Source organism: Hoylesella buccalis ATCC 35310 (assembly GCF_025151385.1).
Lineage (GTDB): Bacteria > Bacteroidota > Bacteroidia > Bacteroidales > Bacteroidaceae > Prevotella > Prevotella buccalis.
The window spans coordinates 3,217,685-3,237,786 of the sequence record NZ_CP102287.1 but is presented as its reverse complement, the minus strand read 5'-3'; the positions used below and the strand labels follow the sequence as shown (position 1 = coordinate 3,237,786).

General features: G+C 43.9%; 12 protein-coding genes. 6 read left to right on the top strand and 6 right to left on the bottom strand.

Annotated features, from left to right (window positions below; all coding sequences use genetic code 11):
- Positions 1 to 4: 4 nt before the first annotated feature.
- From NQ518_RS13295 to NQ518_RS13285, 3 genes are all read left to right on the top strand, one after another.
- Positions 5 to 1,765 carry a RagB/SusD family nutrient uptake outer membrane protein gene (locus NQ518_RS13295; protein WP_227207388.1) on the top strand — a complete coding sequence of 587 codons (1,761 nt, stop codon included), beginning with the start codon at positions 5 to 7 and terminating at the stop codon, positions 1,763 to 1,765.
- Between the two features lie 23 nt (positions 1,766 to 1,788).
- Complete coding sequence (locus NQ518_RS13290; RefSeq protein ID WP_260107745.1) at positions 1,789 to 3,381, top strand: endonuclease/exonuclease/phosphatase family protein; 1,593 nt, start codon at positions 1,789 to 1,791, stop codon at positions 3,379 to 3,381.
- Between the two features lie 124 nt (positions 3,382 to 3,505).
- Positions 3,506 to 4,441 (top strand): endonuclease/exonuclease/phosphatase family protein, encoded by a 936-nt coding sequence (locus tag NQ518_RS13285; protein WP_227207392.1) that lies wholly within the window; start codon positions 3,506 to 3,508, stop codon positions 4,439 to 4,441.
- Positions 4,442 to 4,645: 204 nt separating this feature from the next.
- Here NQ518_RS13285 and NQ518_RS13280 read toward each other — a convergent pair whose 3' ends face one another.
- The 6 genes from NQ518_RS13280 to NQ518_RS13255 all read right to left on the bottom strand — a co-directional run bounded on the left by NQ518_RS13280 (position 4,646) and on the right by NQ518_RS13255 (position 13,421).
- Positions 4,646 to 6,238: a glycoside hydrolase family protein gene (locus NQ518_RS13280; protein ID WP_227207394.1), complete on the bottom strand. Its 1,593-nt coding sequence runs from the start codon at positions 6,236 to 6,238 to the stop codon at positions 4,646 to 4,648.
- 12 nt (positions 6,239 to 6,250) lie between these two features.
- Complete coding sequence (locus NQ518_RS13275) at positions 6,251 to 6,745, bottom strand: family 43 glycosylhydrolase (RefSeq protein WP_227207396.1); 495 nt, start codon at positions 6,743 to 6,745, stop codon at positions 6,251 to 6,253.
- Between the two features lie 22 nt (positions 6,746 to 6,767).
- The gene (locus NQ518_RS13270; protein ID WP_227207398.1) at positions 6,768 to 7,790 is read right to left on the bottom strand and encodes a family 43 glycosylhydrolase; all 1,023 of its coding nucleotides are present in this window, start codon (positions 7,788 to 7,790) and stop codon (positions 6,768 to 6,770) included.
- A gap of 2 nt (positions 7,791 to 7,792) precedes the next feature.
- Positions 7,793 to 8,782, bottom strand: a complete 990-nt coding sequence (locus NQ518_RS13265; RefSeq protein WP_374211150.1) for a glycoside hydrolase family 43 protein — start codon at positions 8,780 to 8,782, stop codon at positions 7,793 to 7,795.
- 63 nt (positions 8,783 to 8,845) lie between these two features.
- The gene (locus NQ518_RS13260; protein WP_227207402.1) at positions 8,846 to 10,402 is read right to left on the bottom strand and encodes a RagB/SusD family nutrient uptake outer membrane protein; all 1,557 of its coding nucleotides are present in this window, start codon (positions 10,400 to 10,402) and stop codon (positions 8,846 to 8,848) included.
- 22 nt (positions 10,403 to 10,424) lie between these two features.
- Entirely contained in the window at positions 10,425 to 13,421 is a 2,997-nt protein-coding gene (locus NQ518_RS13255; protein WP_227207404.1) for a SusC/RagA family TonB-linked outer membrane protein, read from the bottom strand.
- 499 nt (positions 13,422 to 13,920) lie between these two features.
- On the opposite strand from NQ518_RS13255, the gene NQ518_RS13250 reads away from it, so the two are divergent.
- The 3 genes from NQ518_RS13250 to NQ518_RS13240 all read left to right on the top strand — a co-directional run bounded on the left by NQ518_RS13250 (position 13,921) and on the right by NQ518_RS13240 (position 20,088).
- Entirely contained in the window at positions 13,921 to 15,126 is a 1,206-nt protein-coding gene (locus NQ518_RS13250) for a purple acid phosphatase family protein (RefSeq protein ID WP_227961483.1), read from the top strand.
- A gap of 244 nt (positions 15,127 to 15,370) precedes the next feature.
- Positions 15,371 to 16,498, top strand: a complete 1,128-nt coding sequence (locus tag NQ518_RS13245) for a hypothetical protein (RefSeq protein WP_227961485.1) — start codon at positions 15,371 to 15,373, stop codon at positions 16,496 to 16,498.
- 977 nt (positions 16,499 to 17,475) lie between these two features.
- Complete coding sequence (locus NQ518_RS13240; protein WP_227961486.1) at positions 17,476 to 20,088, top strand: SLBB domain-containing protein; 2,613 nt, start codon at positions 17,476 to 17,478, stop codon at positions 20,086 to 20,088.
- The last annotated feature ends 14 nt before the right edge of the window (positions 20,089 to 20,102 follow it).

Genomic DNA, 20,102 nt, shown 5'->3' with positions numbered 1-20,102 from the left:
AAAAATGAGTAAGTTAAATTATATAAGAATACTGATTATATCATTAGTTTGGATAAACATTTCTTGTGAGGATCTTTTGGATAAGACACCTCAAGACAGGCTTCATCCAACCGTATATTTTAAAACTGAAGAAGAACTGAAACTCTTTACAAACCAATTCTATAATCAGCTTATTCCAAGTGCGGCAAGTGTGTACAATGAAACCGCAGATATCATAGTTCCCTCCACTTTAATGAACGAAATGACAGGTCAACGTGTGATACCCGATGATGGTGGAGGTTGGGGGTTCTCGGCCTTGCGAGACATTAATTTTTATCTGCAACACTCCAATCAGTGCAATGACGAGGCTGTACGCAACAAATATGATGGCGTGGCTCGATTTTTCAGAGCATTCTTCTATTTTGACAAAGTGAGGCGATTTGGGGATGTACCCTGGTATGATACGGCTTTGGAATCAACGTCTCCTGAGCTGTACAAGCCGAGAGACACCAGAGAATTCGTAATGCAGAAAATAATGGAAGATCTTGATTTTGCCATCACCAACCTTCCTGCCGAGAAAGATCCATACAGAATTACAAAATGGACGGCACTGGCCTTAAAGTCAAGAGTGGCGCTGTTTGAAGGAACCTTCAGAAAGTATCATGGACTACAGGACTATGAGAAGTATCTTGATTTGTGCATTGCCGCCTCTGAAACATTTATGTCTACAAGTGGATACACCCTCTACAACGAGGGAAAATATCCATACAGAGACCTGTTTGCGTCAATGGATGCAAAACCTGAAGAAATTATTCTGGGAAGAGATTACAATGCAAGCTTATCTGTATTTCATAGTGTCCAAAACTATGAGAATTCGTCATCCATGGGTAAGCCTGGACTCAATAAAAAAATTGTAAACTCATATTTGATGAGTAATGGTAGTAGATTTACTGACAAGGCTGGATACCAGACCATGACATTTCAAGAAGAAACGCAGAACAGAGATCCAAGACTGGCACAAACCATCAGGACACCAGGTTACAAGCGCATAGGCGGAAGCAGTACAGAAGCACCCAACCTGGCATTTACCATGACAGGGTATCATCTAATTAAATACACGCTGACGCCAAACTACGACGGCTATAACAAATCGTGTAACGACATGCCCATTTTCAGAACGGCAGAGATATATCTAAATTTTGCGGAAGCCAAAGCAGAAAGAGGAACGCTTTCACAAGGCGATTTAGACAAGTCGATCAAGCTAATTCGTGAAAGGGCAGGAATGCCAAATCTTAGAATGGATGATGCTAACGCAAATCCTGATCCCTACCTGTTATCCGAAACGACAGGATATCCACATGTGCAGGGAGCCAACAAAGGCGTCATTCTTGAAATTAGACGCGAGAGAACCATCGAGCTAATGATGGAAGGATTTAGATATTGGGACCTAATGCGTTGGAAAGAAGGAAAATTGCTTGAGAAAGAACTACTTGGAATATATATTCCAGGAGCAGGTATCTATGACCTAGATGGTGACGGGAAAAACGATGTATGCTTCTACGAAGGCACCAAACCTTCAGCAAGGGTTCCACTATTCCTGGAGATAGGAAAGCAAATTCAGCTTAAAGAAGGCAACAAAGGAAATATTATTTGCCACAAACAAATTGAGAAGAAATGGAATGAAGACAGAGATTATCTGTACCCCATCCCTATTAATGACCGCACTCTTACAAACGGTGCATTGACCCAAAACCCTGGATGGAATGACGGATTAAGTTTTCAATAATCACAAAGAGATAATATTTAATTATGAAAAATATGTTTTTATACAGTTTACTTTTAGCGGCTGCATCATTTAACTTTTCATGCGCCAATGAAGACGACAACTCAAAGTTCGACAACTTATTGCCCTATGGCAAGCAGGAAGTGTCATACACATATCCTAAGGCCGATGGCAACTTCCGCCTCTTGACTTTTAACGTCAGAAGGTGTATGGGAAATGACAACCAGATAAATTATAACCGAACAGCCTCTGTCATCAAAGCCCTCAATCCAGACGTGGTATGTGTTCAAGAACTCGACAGTGTAAGGCCCCGCACAGGATCTGTCTACCAGCTGGCCGAGCTGGCAAAGCTTACAGGCATGAACTATTATTTCGGACGGGGCATCAGATACGAAGGAGGCGGATCATACGGTACCGGACTGCTTTATAAAGGCAAGCCCATCAGCACCCGTACCATACCTCTGCCTGGAAAAGAAAAACGATGCGTGTCTGTAGCAGAATTCGATCATTATGTCTTAATGTGTACTCACCTTGCTCTGCAAGCCGAAAATCGTGAAGCATCGGTAAGAATCTTCACGGAAGAGGCAAAAAAATATAAAAAACCGGTCTATCTCGCGGGCGATTTCAACGAAGACAAAATGGAGAGTAAGTTTTTTGTTGACCTCCAGAAAGAGTGGGACATCGTATCTTCTTCAGAATTCACATTCCCTGTTCCCAAGCCTGTCAAGCGAATTGATTTTATCATAACATTGAAGAAGTATCCTGTAACAGCCAATGCGTCAAAAGCCGTTTATAAAATGGATGGGTTGAACGTTGATGCCGTTTCTGACCACTATCCTGTCTATTGTGACTTCCCAACCCCACCACCCTTTGTTGTAGAGGACGACCCGCAAGAAGGTAAGGGAGAGATACCACTGGCTGCTGGCGATGTGCGAATAGCGAACTATTATACCCAATATTGCAGAGGAACTGATGGAAAAGTGGATTGCAATCGGTTTGCAACAGCCATCAATAAGATCAATGCCGACGTGTTGTGCATTCAGCAACTGGACAGTTGCTCTGAACGAGCCAACAACAAGTACCAGATTGAGGAGCTAGCGAGAATGACAAAGATGCACGGATACTACATGACAACAAATAAACTGACGCAAGGCTCAATGGGGCAAGCTATCCTGACAAAAGACAAGCCTCTCTCCATTGCGAGAGTACAGCTTCCTGGAAAGAAGGAGAACCGGGGTGCCATCATCGTTGAATTCGAAAAATATGTCGTTGCCTCAACTCATTTTGACACAGACATGGGCAACCGAATCATTGCCCTAAACATCTTGAAGGACAAGCTGGGAGTTTATCACAAACCGGCTTTCATATCAGGTTATTTCAATGAGGGTAATTTGAAAAGTGATTTTTTCAAGGAAGTAGAGCAAAACTGGACTATCGTAAACAAGCGCATACCAACAGAAAATCGAGGGAAAAAGCGTGAATTGGACTTCATCGTCTACCTGAATGGTTTAAAGCCATCCTTGACAAAAACGGATGTGATTCAACAGCTCAGCGATGTTGACCTGCTGACTATATCAAAGCATTACCCTGTGTATTGCGACTTCTCTGGCTTGAAATAAAGCTGTTGGTTGACTGTATCAGAATTCATACCAAAGGGTTCTGGTACAGTTAAACACTAACACTATTGATGCACACGTTGCATCTACCGACAAATAAACAAAATCTCTAATACGTTTTAAAATCATGAAAAAAGTTCTGCTCACCTTGGCGTTGTCAATGATATTTTCAACAATGCCACTCCTGGCACAAAACACCGGAGCTTTTCCACGAGTCAATCAAAGCGATGTGCGCATCGCCAACTATTATACGCGATACTGTTATAGTCCTACGCTTAAAAATGTCGATGTAAACAGAATAGCAAATGTCATCAACAAACTGGATGCAGACATCGTTTGCATACAGCAATTGGATAGTTGCACATCGCGTTCCAACAAAGAGATCCAGACAAGCAAGCTGGCCGAACTAACCCACATGCATGGCTACTTCATGAAAACCGTAACACTGAAGGATGGTGGGGCTCAAGGACAAGTAATTCTCACACGCGACAAACCTCTGTCTGTTCAATATGTTCAACTACCTGGAAAGATAGAAAAACGAGGTGCCGTCATTGCTGAATTCGAAAAATATGTCATTGCCTCAACACACTTTGACACAGAAACTACAAACAGGATAACGGCCTTAACCACGTTGAAAGAAAAGCTCAGCGCCTACAACAAAACTGCTTTCATCTCAGGCTATTTTAATGAAGGTAACCTCAACAGCGAATTCTTCAAGAAAGTGATGACTGATTGGACAATTCAAAATGAAAGAGTGGCTACAGAAAACTCACGTAAAAAGCGTGAACTCGACTTTATCGTTTCTCTCAATGGTGACCACAACCCCTACTGCACCAACACAAAAGTAGTGACATCACTCGAAGGTCTTAACCTGATAGAGGCATCGTTGCATTATCCTGTTTTCTGTGACTTCAAGGACTTAAGAACGACGTCGACAAACATTCTACACATCGACCCGGAACAAAAAGACAATACGTATTATAATCTTCAAGGCACAAAAATAGAAAATCCAACGAAAACAGGGGTATACATCCATCATGGAAAGAAAGTTCTCATCAAATAATATTTGCATGAAAGCATAGCTGTCGAGCAAAACTTTTTGGCTTTTAAAATCAAGATGATTTCTCCGTACGAGTGATCTCCCAAAGCCTTGCTGCAACGGTGTATAGCCCCTCCATTCCAAACTCATTGAGTTTGGTGGTCAATCTCAATGGGTTTGACCTCCAATCTACATGACTTTAGGGTGTAAACTCAATGAGTTTGCGCCCTATTTTATTCGATAATAGAATGTATTCATCACGTTGACCCTTGCTTGCCCATCGTTGAAAAGGCCAATACGGGCGGGTGGCAACTGGTTGATTTGAAAACGGCCAACTTCACTGCGGTCTACGTAAACCACGATAGCATCGCCTCTTCGCTCCACACGCAATTGATACTGCGCAGCTACATCGCGTCTCGTTTCCATGCGATATACATGCCTTTGATGGTCAACAGGATTACGATTAATCAACCGAATGGCACGTGTAGACACAGGATTAAAGGTAGCTTCGTCGACACCCGGATAAGCAGAAGGTTTGATTTTAATAGCCAATGGACGCCAGGTATCCCCATCAAGATAACTAACCTGCTGTGTTGCTATTGCACTTTCTCCGCTTTCGCGCGGACAGAGAATGCCCGACACTTGGGTGATGGCATCAAACCGATATTGTTTTTCAAACGAGTCGGAATACTTCACGTCGGGATAATGTACATCATAGTGCGAGAGTGGTTTGGCACTGCGCTGCACCTTACCATCTTGGCAAAGCTCTGTCGTGAAAGTGAGTGCCTCTGTATCAATACCCACTTTCAAATAGTTGCGAGCATTGATATAATAAGCATAAAGGCCATACTTACTTGGTGTCAAGCTGGCGGGCTGACTGAACATCACACTAAACGCATACGACGAAACCGCATTCCCCTTCAAACTTGATGTATCTGTGAGTTGAATGCCCTGTGGTAGGGTACGACATTGCTCCCAACCACTGAAATGATTATCATATTCATCCCAACCTTCAGTATAGGTAACGTGCACCACTTGGTACTCACTTGCGTTGCCCAACCACTGGATAGGCGAATTGACTCGGATGCCTGTTGTTACATGATCGTAAACCAACACGCCATCAATCCATACCGACAAAAGACCATTATTTTTCTCAATACGCCACTCATGAGGCACACCTGTGGAGAAGCCTTGTGGAAGCATGAGTTGTTGTTGACCTATGCTAACACCCTGTTGTGAACGTTTTGAGGAGAACGTAAGCTCCAAGAGAAACGCATCAGTGGTACGAAGACTGTCGAGCGACTTACCTGCATACATGGGTTGTGCGGGTTGCGGATGAAATCCTGGCGTTTTCTTACCCGTTATCCCATCAACCGACAGTTTATTGTTGACAAAATGAACACGGTCAATATACTGATCACGCTGCATTCCTTGATTGGCCATGTATACCAGCCACCACTCCCAACCATTAGGGCCACGCACCAAATTTGGTTGTCCTGGAGTGAAAAGCGTGTCTGTTACCGGCTGTTTGGCTTGCATAGACAACGGTCGGTCAGTAGGCGGACCCAGCACTGGATAAGGATATTTACCGCCTGCATTGAAGCACATGGGCGACGAAGCCTCACAAACGCCCAGGCGGTAATTCCCATATTCGGGTGCCGTATGATTGGCATTGTACATCATGTAATAACGTCCACGATACTTGATTACGAAAGGACCTTCCGCTACCCTGTTGTCATACGTTTCCCATGTGTCAGGCTGCGAGCTGAACTGCAACATGGCATCACCCGAAAACGAGAAATCGGCATGCATGGGACGCACCCAGATAGCGTTTCATTCGGTAAACTTGACCATGTAAAGATATAACTTTCCATCTTCATCCTTGAACACCATCGGGTCAATGCGATTCTCGGTCCACTGGTCAGGGCGCACTTCAACATACTTTCCGTCAACCTTTGGCGACACGGCATGTGTGATATGCACGATGTGCCGGTCGTTACCCCAATAATTCACACTAAACAACAGATGAAACTGTCCGTTGTGGTAAATCATGTCATTCGCGTGAATTTGATTGTTTTTAGCCCCAGTTCCGTGTGTCCACTGGTTATCTAAATCAAATACATGGATGCGTTGATTCCAGTGTACAAGGTCAGTACTCACGAAAAAATCGCCATACGTATGCACTCCCCCAATGTAATATTTTCCACCAAAACGAAGCACACCCGCATCAGCAACACCTTTCAATACGGGGTTTTGAAGGGGTTGGCCACTGCTTTTTGAAAACAAGAGCAAGAAGAGGCTCAGCAAAATGATTTTGAATCGACGCATCCTATCGTTAAACGCCAATGGGTTATTTGAAATAAGGCTTCTTTTGTTCCTTGGAGGGCGAATCGGTATCAACATAAGGCCATCCGTCTTTCCACTTTAATTGATCCATCATGAGCACCCGTCCCCGACCAATGTCCGACCGCAGGAAAGAATGATAAATCATCCAATCGTTACCATGATCATCAGTTATGATTTCGGCATTATGCCCTGTACCCACAAACTGATTATTGGCATGCAGCACCACTTCGTATTGATTGTCCATCAACTGTTTACCTTGCTTATTGACATAAGGGCCCAGCAAATGCTCAGAACGACCAACGGTAATGCGATAAGTACTATTGGCACCATCGCAGCATGATCCGAACGAACCAAACATATAATAATAATCGCCTCGACGATGAATGCATACCGCCTCCATGAAACTGCCCGCCACCTTTTGTTTTTCGGCACCAGGAAGCACCGACAAGCCATCAGCCGACAACTCAATGGCATAAATACCGCGAAAACTACCCCAAAAGAGGTAATGTCGTCCATTTTCTGTAAAGTAGTATCCGTCAATGCTGTTTTGCACACCAATCTCCATACTGGTCAGCACTTTCCCACAATCCTTAAAGGGACCTTCTGGCCGATCAGCTACGGCAGCACCGATACCAGCCTGCCATTCGCCACCCCAAGTAGACATGGCGTAATATAAAACATACTGACCGTTGATATAATTGATGTCAGGAGCCCAAATTCCTCCGTCCTTTACCAACGTTGGTCTGGTGCTATTGGTGAAAGCAGTGCCTACGTATGTCCAATGCACCAAATCACCCGACTTGTAAATAGGGGTATTACGGATATCTTCAGTGGCATAGAGATAGAAGTTTCCATCACTGGCTCGGATGACTGTAGGGTCGGGTAAACTGGTATTGATGATGGGATTGTGATACACATTTTCTTTTTTCTGTGGCTTTTCCTTTTCCGCTCTTGTCGGTTCGTTGTGTGACGAACAACCTAATAGAAGCGCGGAAAACAAAAGGATGTATAAGCTGTTTTTCTTCATAATTATTGTTTCAATTTCGGAACGATATAATCTTCACTTAGTCGTAGGTTACCTTCATGATCGAAAGTAGCCGTTGTGATGTACATGAGGCGTGGATGAATGTGTGTCCGATCGTGATGAGCGTGGAAGACATAACGCAACACTCCTTCTTTATCTTTGAACAGAGCGCCATGCCCAACGCCCACCAAACCAGGAGGATTTTGCAAGATAGGGTTGTGCTGGTACTTGACCCAAGGGCCTTCTATCTGATCAGCAACGGCATAACCTACACCATATTGTTGACTTTCATAACTATTGGCAGAATAAAGAAGGTAATACTTTCCTTGGTGTTTGTACACAAACGCGCCTTCATTCACCCTTGGCCAAACCTCTTCCCACTTTTGAGAAACATGGATACAAGGGCATAGTGTGTTCTGCAACACAGCCATATTGTCATCCAATTGGACAGACCAAATATTCAATCCGTCATTGAATCGATCGAAAAACATGTATTTCTTGCCGTCGTCATCAATGAACAATGTGTTATCAATGTTTTTCTCCCAAGCCATCATGGGTTCTTTCTTTGGTTGTTTGAAAGGCCCCAAAGGCGAATCGGCGACCGCCATGCACACATGTTCTTCGGCCGAATAAAACATGTAGAATTTTCCATTGAGCGCATATACTTCAGGAGCCCAAAACCACTTGTTGCCCCAGGAATCGTTGCGATGTAAGGCCAATCCAGCAGGTTTCCATTGCTTCAAATCAGCAGAGGTATACACCTCAATACCTTCATCCGCATGCGTTCCGTAGGCATAATATGTCCCATCATGCAACAATATATACGGATCGGCCAGTGGAACGATATCATTCTTTTGCATCGTTTCATGTTGTTGATTGTGCGAAGCATGGTTGACTGTAGGTGTATCAGGCTCTCCAGAACAACCTATAAAAGCAAAACATAATAAAAATATTGAAGCAAATCGATTGCTGTACTTCATAAAATCTCTTTTAATAGAAACAGAAAATCCTACCACAGATTTACTTTTTCACTGTGGTAGGATTCTATGTAAGGGGGATTAATACTTCGGATTCTGCGTCAACTGTCCGTTACTGTTGTCAATTTCATATTGTGGTATTGGCAAGCGGCGATGCTTTCCAAGCACAAAGTTATTGAAATCACGGTCACGAGACTTCAGTTTATCGATGCCTGCTTGGGTATCTAACAATCCCCAACGTTTCAAATCGGCCCATCTCCATCCTTCAAAACAGAGCTCTAAGGTGCGTTCAATCTGCAAACGTTTCATGAAAGCATCTTTAGACGACAGACAGTCTTTCCACTTGCTGTCAGCCAATTTTGACAATCCTGCACGCTGACGAACCTTATCTACATATTTAGCAGCCTCGGTAATCGAGCCACCTGTCTCGGCAATACACTCAGCATAATTGAGCAGTACGTCAGCATAACGGATGACACGGTAATTGTTTCGAGCAAAATAGTCTTCACGATCTCTATAATAAGAGGTGTTGTACTTCTTGATGTAGCAATCTTCCACATCATTTCCCCAACCTGAATTCCAGTCAGCATTATCAAAGTAATAGTACTTGGTTGGCTCTTCTGGGAAATCTTTTGAGAATCCCTTATACAAAATACTGTTGTACAGACGAGTGTCGTTCTTGCCATCTATGCGTTTTTCTTTCAAGAACTCGTCAACCAACCAGCGGCGCGCTTTACCATCACCCCATCCTATACCACTTGGTGCAAAGAACTGAGTGCGCTGGAAACCAAATGCCATGTCGGCAGAATTGCCTGTACCTCCCTTATTGAGGTCAGCAAACTGTATTTCAAAAACACCCTCTTCGTTGTTTTCATTCAAGTCGGTAAAGTTGTCTTGCCTGTTCTTCATCAAGCCATATATGGTACCTTCACGGTCAATAAGCCATTTGAGTTGATCTTTAGCTTCCTGATACTTGTGTTGCTGCATGTATGCCTTAGCCAAGAAAGCTTTTGCTGCTCCCTTGGTTACACGACCCTTATCATCGCCTTGCCATACTTCAGGCAGTCCCTCAATTGCTTTCTTGAAATCGCTTTCTATTTGTGCCCACATTTCCTGTTCAGAGGCATCTTTCGGTACAAAGTTTGCGTCCTCGGGTTGCAAAATAATAGCACCTTTATCCCAAAGCAGATTCACTTGCATAAACCACATGCCTCGAAGGAAGTAAGCTTGCGCTACCGTTTTGGTCTTTTCTGCCGCATCCATTTCTATTTTATCGGCCGCAGTAATGACTTGGTTACAACGGAAAATGCCACGATAGAAATTCTCCCAGTGGCCATTGTTTCCTTCATAAAAGTTGTAGTTGTTGTATACAAAGCGCGTCCAGTCACCCAATTCAATCCATGGTGACGAGCTCCAGCCCTCATCAGACGTCAGATCGTATCTGAAGGAGAGCCATCTCATCCACCCCGACTCTTTATACAAGTTGCTGTAGCAGCCGTTAACGCCCGCCTTTAGGTCATCGGGTGTTTTCCAGAATGTACTGTTCGTTGATTCATTGGGGTTGAGAATGTCAATGTCACATCCTGTCGTACTCAGTAAAAGAGCACCCGCAAACATTAAACTATATATCTTTTTCATCTTGTATTCTCGTATTAATCAATTAAAAAGTAACGTCCAATCCAAACAGCACGGAACGTGTGTTAGGATATTCAAAACCGTTCGTTCCGGGATTCCAGATGTTACCATTGGCAAAATCTGGATCGATTCCTCGATATGCTGTTATCGTCAAAAGGTTGTTTCCAGTGACATAGAAACGAAGTTTGTCTAAACCAAAGGTGTTCAACAGTTGAGAGTCAAAGGTATAACCCAATGACACCGTCTTCATGCGGAAGTAGGAACCGTTCTCCAAGAAACGATCTGCTGCCTTGTTATTGCGAGCGTCTCCATAGATGATACGCGGTGTATTCGACTTTGGATTAACCTGATAAGGTTCTTCACCTTTCTTGAAATTCAAATAGTTGGAGTTGTCTGAGAAGAGTCTACCCTGCCACTCAGAGATGTTATATATTTTATTTCCGAACTGTCCGTACCACATCATGCTGAAATCAAAGTTCTTCCAAGAAGCATTAAACAGCAATGAAGTTTGCAGTTTAGCCCACGGACTGCCCACCACTTGTTTATCTTCGTCGGTGATGTGGCCGTTATCATCGGTGTCGATATATCTCACATCACCGATTTGCGGGCGATTACCATCAATCTGAATAGGTGTTCCCTTTGACGTCACATAATTGTCAATGTCTTCTTGTGTGCGGAATAAGCCATCGGTTTTGAACAGATAGAACATTCCCAATGCACTTCCCGCTTCAGTATATCCTTCGCCATTGATGACACGAGGAGTTGCCAAAGGAAGTGAGATAACCTTGTTGCTCAAGGTCGTCAGGTTAAGGGACGCACTATATTTAAAATCATCTATCTGATCTCTCCACGAAGCAGTCAACTCAAAACCGGTATTTCTAAGACTGGCAGCATTGGCTCTTGGACGGCCACCATCATTACCGGTAGTCATCGGGATATTGATGGTAGCCAGTACGTCTTTTGTTTTTGAATAATAATATTCTGCTGACAAACCTAAACGATTGTTGAGCATGAAGGCATCAAAACCGATATTTGTCGTTTCCTTGGTTTCCCATTTCAGTCCTTCGTTGACGATACGAATCTGACTGGCACCTGGCACAATCTTGTTATTAAATACAGTTACCAAACTTTGGTTCACGGTTCCAAGATAATCCCAGTTACCAATGCTTGAGTTACCCAAACGTCCCCAGTTGGCTCTCAGCTTCAAATCATCAATCCAAGGCACATCAAAGAAGCGCTCTTTAGAGATACGCCAAGCAGCCGAGAATGATGGGAAAGTTCCCCAACGATAGTCCTTGTGCAACCGTGAGGTACCGTCATGACGGAAGGTTGCTGAGAAGTAATAAGTGTTATCGTAATTGTAATTCAAACGTCCCAGATAAGACATCATGGCACTTTCGCGAATGCTGTTGGCATTGGTCATATTGCTTTGCCCGGCATCTAACACCATCAAGTAATCTCCATTGACAAAAGGAAAGTTAAGACGAGAGCCTGACAGTCCTTGCCATTTATCATGCTGATAGGTCATACCCAAGACAGCATCCACATGATGCTTATCAAAATCTTTATTAAAATTCAAGGTATGCTCTATCAAGGTGTTGTAAGTATTGTCACGAGCCTTGCTTCCTTCTGGGTCGCGGTGCTCTTGATTCTGCGTCCAATTGCCTTCCCGGCGGAACCAAGTATGCTCCCAAAAGTAGAAATCGATACCAGCATTGAGCTTATAAGACAACCAAGATAGCGGTTTAAACTCTAACCAGATGGCCCCATTAGCTCTGCTTTGGCGATTTCTCCTATACTCTAAGTTTTCACGAGCGATAGGATTGACACCAAACGTGTTATATTTTGCAGCATCTCCATAGCCATAACCACCAGGATTATTCTCATCGTAAACAGGAATGGTAGGCAGCATGCGCAGCAAGTCATTATAAGTGTTGGTTTGGTTAGGATCTGCATTAAACATGGAAAGGGATAAATTCTCGCCAAAAGAGAACATACCTTTGCGTCCCTCAGTGTTTACACGAATGTTAAAACGTTCGAAAGTGTTGCCATAAGAAACACCATCATTATTGAGGTATCCACCTGAAACATAATAGCTTCCGCCTTCGCCTCCACCCGAGAGAGATACGTTGTAATCTTGTACCAGGGCAGTCTTCAACACTTCACGTTGCCAATCGGTATCAAAATCAGAATGCAGTTGCTTGGTTTTAACGGCTCCAATTTCGTTTTTGATGGCCTCCTCATAAGCAATGTCATTATAATATTTATAATTCTCTGCATTCATTAAATCATACTTTGGACTCCACTCAATGGTTTCTTTCACCGAAACATTGACTTTCATCGGGCCTTTTTTACCTTTCTTGGTGGTAACAATAATCACACCGTTGGCAGCTCGAGAACCATAGATGGCGGCTGCTGATGCATCTTTTAAAATCTGTATAGACTCGATGTCGGCAGGGTTGAAATCGTTAGACGGATTGGTAATCATGCCGTCTACCACCCAAAGCGGACTGTTATTGCTCAACGAACCGACACCACGAATCTGGATAATGGCATCGCCATCGGCACGACCGGTGTTCCGAACGTTTACACCTGTGGCCAATCCTTGCAATTGTCCAGTGAGTGTGTTTGAGCCACCTTTACCCATATCTTCTGATTTTACAACAGAAACAGCGCCTGTCAAGTCGGCTTTCTTCACCGTCTGATAACCAATGACTACCACGTCCTCAATCATCTTGGCATCATCTTCCAAAACCACCTTCAACGGTGTTCCGGTAAAAGTAACCTCCTTAGAGGTCATACCTATATAAGAAAACGAAAGCACAGAGCCCTCTTTTCCTTGTAAACTAAAATTGCCATCAAGGTCTGTTGATACTCCAGTTGTAGTACCTTTAATGACCACGCTAACACCGATAAGTGGTTCCTGATCCTGATCGACCACTTTACCGGTAATCGTTACATTTTGCGCACTCACCTGAAGGGATAAAAACGCAAAAAGCATTACCAATAGTTGCTTCATCATCTTTGTTCTAAAGTTAATTACTATTTATAGTTATTAAAAATTTCTGTATCTCTCTTAAGTAAAAGTTATTAGGTTTTTACGTTACGCATTATACCTTGTTCCGAAACATTTCTATTTCGAAACTCCTGTTTACCTTTATTTATGAAAAATTCACTTGTACATCTAAGGTTTTCAAGACAACATCAAGTCATCGGGCTAAGAACATAACAGCCATGTCATTAAACATGTCTTCTCCCAAAAAACCATGAGTTAATCATCTAGTTTAGTATCTTCAAACAGATATTATTCTTATCATGCGTGGTTGCAAAAATACGATTAATTCTCTACGCTACCAAACATTTTGGTCGTTTCCTTCCGAGTTCAACATAACTATTCCATTTAAGAATATTCTGAAGTTTCAGCCGTGCAGTTTAAAAAAATGTGACTGACGCTCACGTTTTTTACCTTTGATGCAGATGGATTGAGAAGGATTTTCTACCTTTGCAAAAAGTTCATTCAAATGAGAAATACAAACATCATCATGACAAAACATATCATTCATCCAGCCATCCTTTTCATGACACTCATGCTCTGTCCAACGCTTGGTTGGGCTGAAGGCATCAAACTCCTACATGGTCCCTATCTGGACATGGTGCAGGAAGACAACGCCACCATTGTTTGGGTGGCAGACAAACCCTCTGTAGGATGGGTAGAAGTGGCACCCGACGACGGCACTGACTTCTATTCGGTGGCACGTCCCAGGTTCCACGACACAAACATCGGCATCAAACGCACAAGTCTAATCCATTCTGTGAAGTTGACCAACCTAAAGCCAGGCACTCGATACCGCTACCGCGTATACGCCCAAGAAGTGCTGAGCCACAAGGGAGCGGAAGTACGATACGGCGATGTTGTGGCGACCGACGTGTTCAACAAGAAGCCGCTGTGCTTCCAGACCAACGACAGACGACAGACGGAAACATCGTTTTTGGTACTCAACGACATTCACGAACGCAACGACGTCTTGGAAAAATTGTTAAAAAACAGTTCGTATAAAGACAAAGACATGATTTTCTATGTGGGCGACATGATTTCGCACTTCACCCATGACACCACGGTCTTCAAGGGGTTCATGGACACGAGCATCAAACTTTTCGCGCAACAAAAGTCATGGTACTATGTACGCGGAAACCACGAAACGCGTGGCGAATGGGCCAACCGATTCCATGAATACTTCTGCACTCAACAACCGCATCTGTACTTCACCGTGCGTCAGGGGCCGATACTTTTCATCTGTTTGGACACAGGGGAGGATAAAGCTGATACTGATATCGAATATGCGGGCATCACCGATTATGACAATTATCGAACAGAACAAGCGAGATGGCTCAAAGAGATAGTGGCATCCAACGAGTTCAAGGAAGCGAAATACCGAGTGGTGATTGCCCACATGCCTCCCGCTGACACCCAGGACGCATGGCATGGGCAGCGAGAGGTAACGAAAAAGTTGTTGCCTCCTTTGAACAAGGCTGGCATCAACCTGATGATTTGCGGACACATGCACGAACACCAATACATTGAACCCAATGACAGCCACGACTACCCCATTCTCGTCAATTCAAACAACAGCAGCGTGACAGCCCAAACAAAGAATGGACAACTGGATGTCAAGGTTCTTGACTTGAACGGAAACACCACTTTCCACAAAACCTATTCAGCACGCTGAAATAGGTGGTTCCTGCGATGATGTCGTGACTTATTTCACATCATCACGGAATAAAGAATCACAAAGAAGGCAAGCATATTAAACCATACTATATTAAACCGCTTGTAGCGACCTGCTTCAAAACATACTTTTTGCCATTTTTGAACATCAACATTTTCACATTATAGTTTATATCAATATTTTCACTTATTAATTTTATTACATCATGATTTTAAAATTACGAACTTGGACATTGTTGTTTTTTATGTTATTTGCTCACATTACTTGGGCAGACGAGGTTGTCTTCGACCTTTCCAACTACCTGAGCTGTAAACTTTTTGGCTTTACTGAACCCTCAAGTAATTCTTCTCACGGTGGTGACATCACCGAGGAGAAGACAGCAAAGATAAACGATGTTTCTATCACGGTTCTACCCAATCTGAACAAAGATTTTCCAAACAAGATGTGGACCAACTCATTGAGACTTTTTGGTGGCAAGCTCATTGTAAAAGCCCCCAAACCCATCAAGGAGCTGGTTATGGAGTTGAATCATGACAAATGGGGGGATCGCAATACGGCTAACAACGGCAAATTGACCAGAGGACATTGGGTTGGCGATAACAAAACCGTAGAAATCAGCATCGCCTCTAACACAAGAATTCAGAAGCTCACGGTGAAATATGGCGACGTCGAAAACACACCTGGTGAACAAAAGGTTTATACCCTTCACGATTTGTGCCAAACTAAAGAAGAGCTGACTGATGTAGAGATTAAACTCACCGATGCGAAAGTGCTCTATTGTTTCTATACGAATGCTTGGATACGTCAAGGAGAAGATGCCATTATGTTGTACCTCACAGGAATAGACTATCAGACAAATGACGTGGTGAATGGCACATTCAGAGCCGATTTTCAAAACTACAAAGGTACTCCGGAAATCAAAGGAAACTTTATGACGACCAAGGCAGATAAGTTACAAATCGAACATAGTGAAGAGGCTGCACAGCCGATCAAGATAACCTTTGACGAATTGTTAACCAAAAAATACCTCTCTAATTTAGTTGAACTAAAAGACATGAACGTAGTAGTGGAAGATAACAATTTCTTCATCGTGAACAATGGTCGGCGAATACAGCTATACAACAAGCTGCAATTGGACATGGAGGCTATTGAGGATGGAACGTACACCGTGCGTGGAATCGTAACACTGCACGATTACAAAGTACAACTCTACCCCACAGAGTTAATACCTTCAACAACAAGTGGCATTTATGGCATGAAAGGCAACGATAAACAGACAAATCATTATCTATACAACTTAGCTGGTCAGCGAGTGGGTAAAGATTATAAGGGAATTGTTATCTCGAACGGAAAGACTATGGTGAAGCCATGAGCCATATAGACTGATTCTTATCATCCCAATGCTATTTCAGGATAGTGTTGGGATGTTTTTTATACAGGATGGTGCCAGCACTATCGAAGTCAAATTGAGCATCACCTTTCCTGTTACTGCTAACGATAACAGCACAAAGACATGAGCAAGCCAGCATGGGCGGAATAGGAACCACAAGACCTCATGCATCGCTACCTCGCTGCATGAATCTTACAACTCTGTTCTTACATTGAAGAAAGGTTGTTCGTTGTAAATGAAACTATCATATCCATCTATATTAACAACGAGCGTAATGAATGCAACTACCACTTACAACACGATGCATAAATCGTGTTGAATGACAACAACGTTATTAGAGCTTGTTAACAAACCTTTCATTTGTTAAATCGATTCGTTTTCTTTGACAAAATAAAATCGAGAAATAGACAAAACAGAGGGAATATTTTAGGTGTTCAAAGCCATCAAATCATCATCTTGTACGCAATTAACATGGAGTTAAGGTGCAATTAGCAAGCTTTTACAGTCCAATGTACATGCCTTTACCGCTCTATTTACATCATATTGAAGGTGATTTTGCACCAAAAAAGGGGATTTTCAGCCCCAAACACATTGTTTTTGATTTCTCCTTTCTCTTTAAAATCTCATAAGTCATTAATAAACAAACAGATAACAAACCCCTCTCATAACGAGCATATTTACGACGCATGAACAAGTTGGTTGAAAAAACGTCCAGCATTTGTGTTAAAAAGATGTTGCGACAGAAGATATTTCATTGAAAAATGTTCGGTTTGATCTACAACCGAAAAGCATCATTCTTAAACAAAAGATCCGTGTGCTTGCAACAACAAAGCAACAGCTGCATGGTAGATAAATAGTCGGAGAATATAACCATACAAAAATAAATATCGCTATCTTTGCAACAAATTAACGAAAAACGAGTTAATAAAAGAAAGAGAAAAAGAGATTTTACCCACAATATGAAAAAAGTCATTCTATATATTCTGCTACTCATGCTGTGCCCGCTGACCATCACGGCACAATCTTCCATGTCAGACGAACAGGTTCTTGAATTCGTCATGAAAGAGAATGCCGCAGGCACCTCACAGGCTCAAATTGTGACCAAGCTGATGCAGCGCGGCGTGAACATTCAACAAATCAGAAGAATAAGGGATAAATACGAACGACAGACCAAGCGCAAAGGACTGGGAAACATAGCCGACCAGACCGTAGACCAGACAGAAACACGCATGCGTCAGGCCAATGGCAATTCGAAAGAGGCAAGGGCGAAGTACAACACCATCAAGGAGCAAAAGAGAGACGCGAAGCAAGTTTCCACCAACAGACTGCAACCACAGATTCAGTGGCAGGACCAATATGATGAAGACAGCGAAGAGTTTAAGCTGATGCAACAAGAACTGAACTACCTCACGCCAACCGACTCCATTAAATGGCTCAAGCAGATACTCAAGAAGCAAGCTGAGGACAAAAAGAAAGTTTTCGGCAGGGACATCTTCAACAACAAGGATCTGACCTTTGAACCCAGCATGAACATCGCCACGCCGCAAAGCTATCGACTGGGACCGGGCGACGCCGTGTTTGTTGATATCTATGGCGCGTCACAAAAGTCCATCCAGTCGACGGTATCACCCGACGGTGACATCAATATCGAAGGCTTTGGCCCCATACAGGTGAGCGGCTTGACCATTGCACAAGCCAATCAACGACTACGAGCGCAATTGGGCGCACGATACAGCAGCAGCAAAGTACGCCTCACCCTGGGACAGAGCCGAACCATCACCGTCAACGTGATGGGCGAAGTGCGGGCACCTGGCACTTATACCATTTCTGCTTTCGCATCTGTTTTCCATGCCCTGTACATGGCTGGAGGAACCAACGACTTGGGAACGCTGCGCGAAATCAAGATTTATCGCAACAACCGCCTCATCTCTCAAGCCGATGTTTACGACTATATTCTTAACGGCAAGATGACAGGCAACGTGCGCCTGACAGATGGCGACGTAATTTATGTGGGACCGTACAACTGCCTGGTGAACATCACAGGTAAGGTGAAACGCCCCATGTTCTACGAGATGAAGAGCAATGAGAGCGTGGGTACACTGCTGAAATACGCAGGAGGCTTCACGGGCGACGCATACAAAAAGGCGGTACGCTTGGTGCGTAAGACCGGTCGTGAATTTGCGGTATTCAATGTTTCCGAATTCGACATGAACACCTTTCACATTGCCGACGGCGACTCGGTTTCGGTCGACTCGATTATCCAACGCTATAACAATACGGTAGAAATCAAAGGAGCCGTATTCCGTCCGGGCTTGTACCAACTGGGCAACGACATCAACAGCGTGCGCACCTTGGTACAACATGCCGAAGGATTGAAGGAAGAAGCCTTCACCTCCCGTGGTGTCATTCATCGCATGAAGGAAGATCGCACCCTGGAAGTGGTGGCGGTTGACGTGGCGGGCATCATGAACGGCACTGTGGCCGACATTCCCTTGAAGGAGAACGACGTGCTCTTCATCCCCACGAAACGTGAGATGATGCAGCAGCAAACCATCACCATCCATGGTGAGGTACAATATCCCGGCGTGTACAAATATGCAGACAACGAGACCTTGGAGGACTTCGTGTTGCAAGCGGGCGGACTTAAAGAAACTGCATCTACCGTAAAAGTGGATGTGGCACGTCGCATCGTCAACTCCAAAGCCCTCACCACCGACTCACTCATCGCGAAGACATATACCTTTGCCTTGAAAGACGGCTTTGTGATTGACGGCGAACCCGGCTTTGTGCTTAAACCCTACGACGAAGTGTATGTACGCAAGAGTCCAGGTTACAGCACTCAGAAGAATGTAAGCGTAGAGGGCGAGGTAATGTTTGGTGGCACCTACACCATGTCCAAGCGCAACATGCGGCTCACCGACCTACTGCAAGCTGCTGGTGGCGTGACCGACTTAGCATACATCAAGGGCGCACGGTTGGAGCGCGTACCCAATGCTATAGAAAGGTCAAGAATGGAGACTGCCCTGAAGATGCAGCAAGAAGAGATGCAACGCCAACTGTTGCAGATGGCTGCCAGCAGCAACAACGCTGGCGCCATACAGCAGTTGGGACAAAATACGTCGACTGCCCAATTGAAGAAATTTGAGATTCCCGCCACATTTCCCGTAGGTATCGAACTGGATAAAGCCATCGCCGATCCCAGTAGCGACGCGAACATTGTGTTGCGTGAAGGCGACCGCCTCATCCTGCCACAATACACCGCTACCGTCAAGATTAACGGAGCCGTGATGTATCCCAACACCGTGGCCTACAAAAAAGGAAAGAAAGCCAAGTATTACATCAATGCTGCCGGTGGATTTGCACAAAACGCTCGTAAGAGCAACGCCTACATCATCTACATGAACGGCATGGTAGGTAAAGTTAGCGAGGGTGCCAAAGTTAATCCTGGCTGCGAGATAGTGGTGCCCACCAAGCTGTCGCGCAAGATGAGCATCGCCGAGACCATAAGCTTAGGCAGCGGCATCACCAGCATCGCCGCCATGATAGCCACGATAGCGAATATGGTGAAATAAGGGGAGATAAACAA

Excerpts from the sequence above, each read along its gene's own strand:
- NQ518_RS13275 (WP_227207396.1), bottom strand. The coding sequence starts at position 6,745 with ATGCGTCGATTCAAAATCATTTTGCTGAGCCTCTTCTTGCTCTTGTTT.
- NQ518_RS13245 (WP_227961485.1), top strand. The coding sequence starts at position 15,371 with ATGTTATTTGCTCACATTACTTGGGCAGACGAGGTTGTCTTCGACCTT.
- NQ518_RS13290 (WP_260107745.1), top strand. The coding sequence starts at position 1,789 with ATGAAAAATATGTTTTTATACAGTTTACTTTTAGCGGCTGCATCATTT.
- NQ518_RS13250 (WP_227961483.1), top strand. The coding sequence starts at position 13,921 with ATGAGAAATACAAACATCATCATGACAAAACATATCATTCATCCAGCC.
- NQ518_RS13285 (WP_227207392.1), top strand. The coding sequence starts at position 3,506 with ATGAAAAAAGTTCTGCTCACCTTGGCGTTGTCAATGATATTTTCAACA.
- NQ518_RS13270 (WP_227207398.1), bottom strand. The coding sequence starts at position 7,790 with ATGAAGAAAAACAGCTTATACATCCTTTTGTTTTCCGCGCTTCTATTA.
- NQ518_RS13255 (WP_227207404.1), bottom strand. The coding sequence starts at position 13,421 with ATGATGAAGCAACTATTGGTAATGCTTTTTGCGTTTTTATCCCTTCAG.
- NQ518_RS13295 (WP_227207388.1), top strand. The coding sequence starts at position 5 with ATGAGTAAGTTAAATTATATAAGAATACTGATTATATCATTAGTTTGG.
- NQ518_RS13240 (WP_227961486.1), top strand. The coding sequence starts at position 17,476 with ATGAAAAAAGTCATTCTATATATTCTGCTACTCATGCTGTGCCCGCTG.
- NQ518_RS13260 (WP_227207402.1), bottom strand. The coding sequence starts at position 10,402 with ATGAAAAAGATATATAGTTTAATGTTTGCGGGTGCTCTTTTACTGAGT.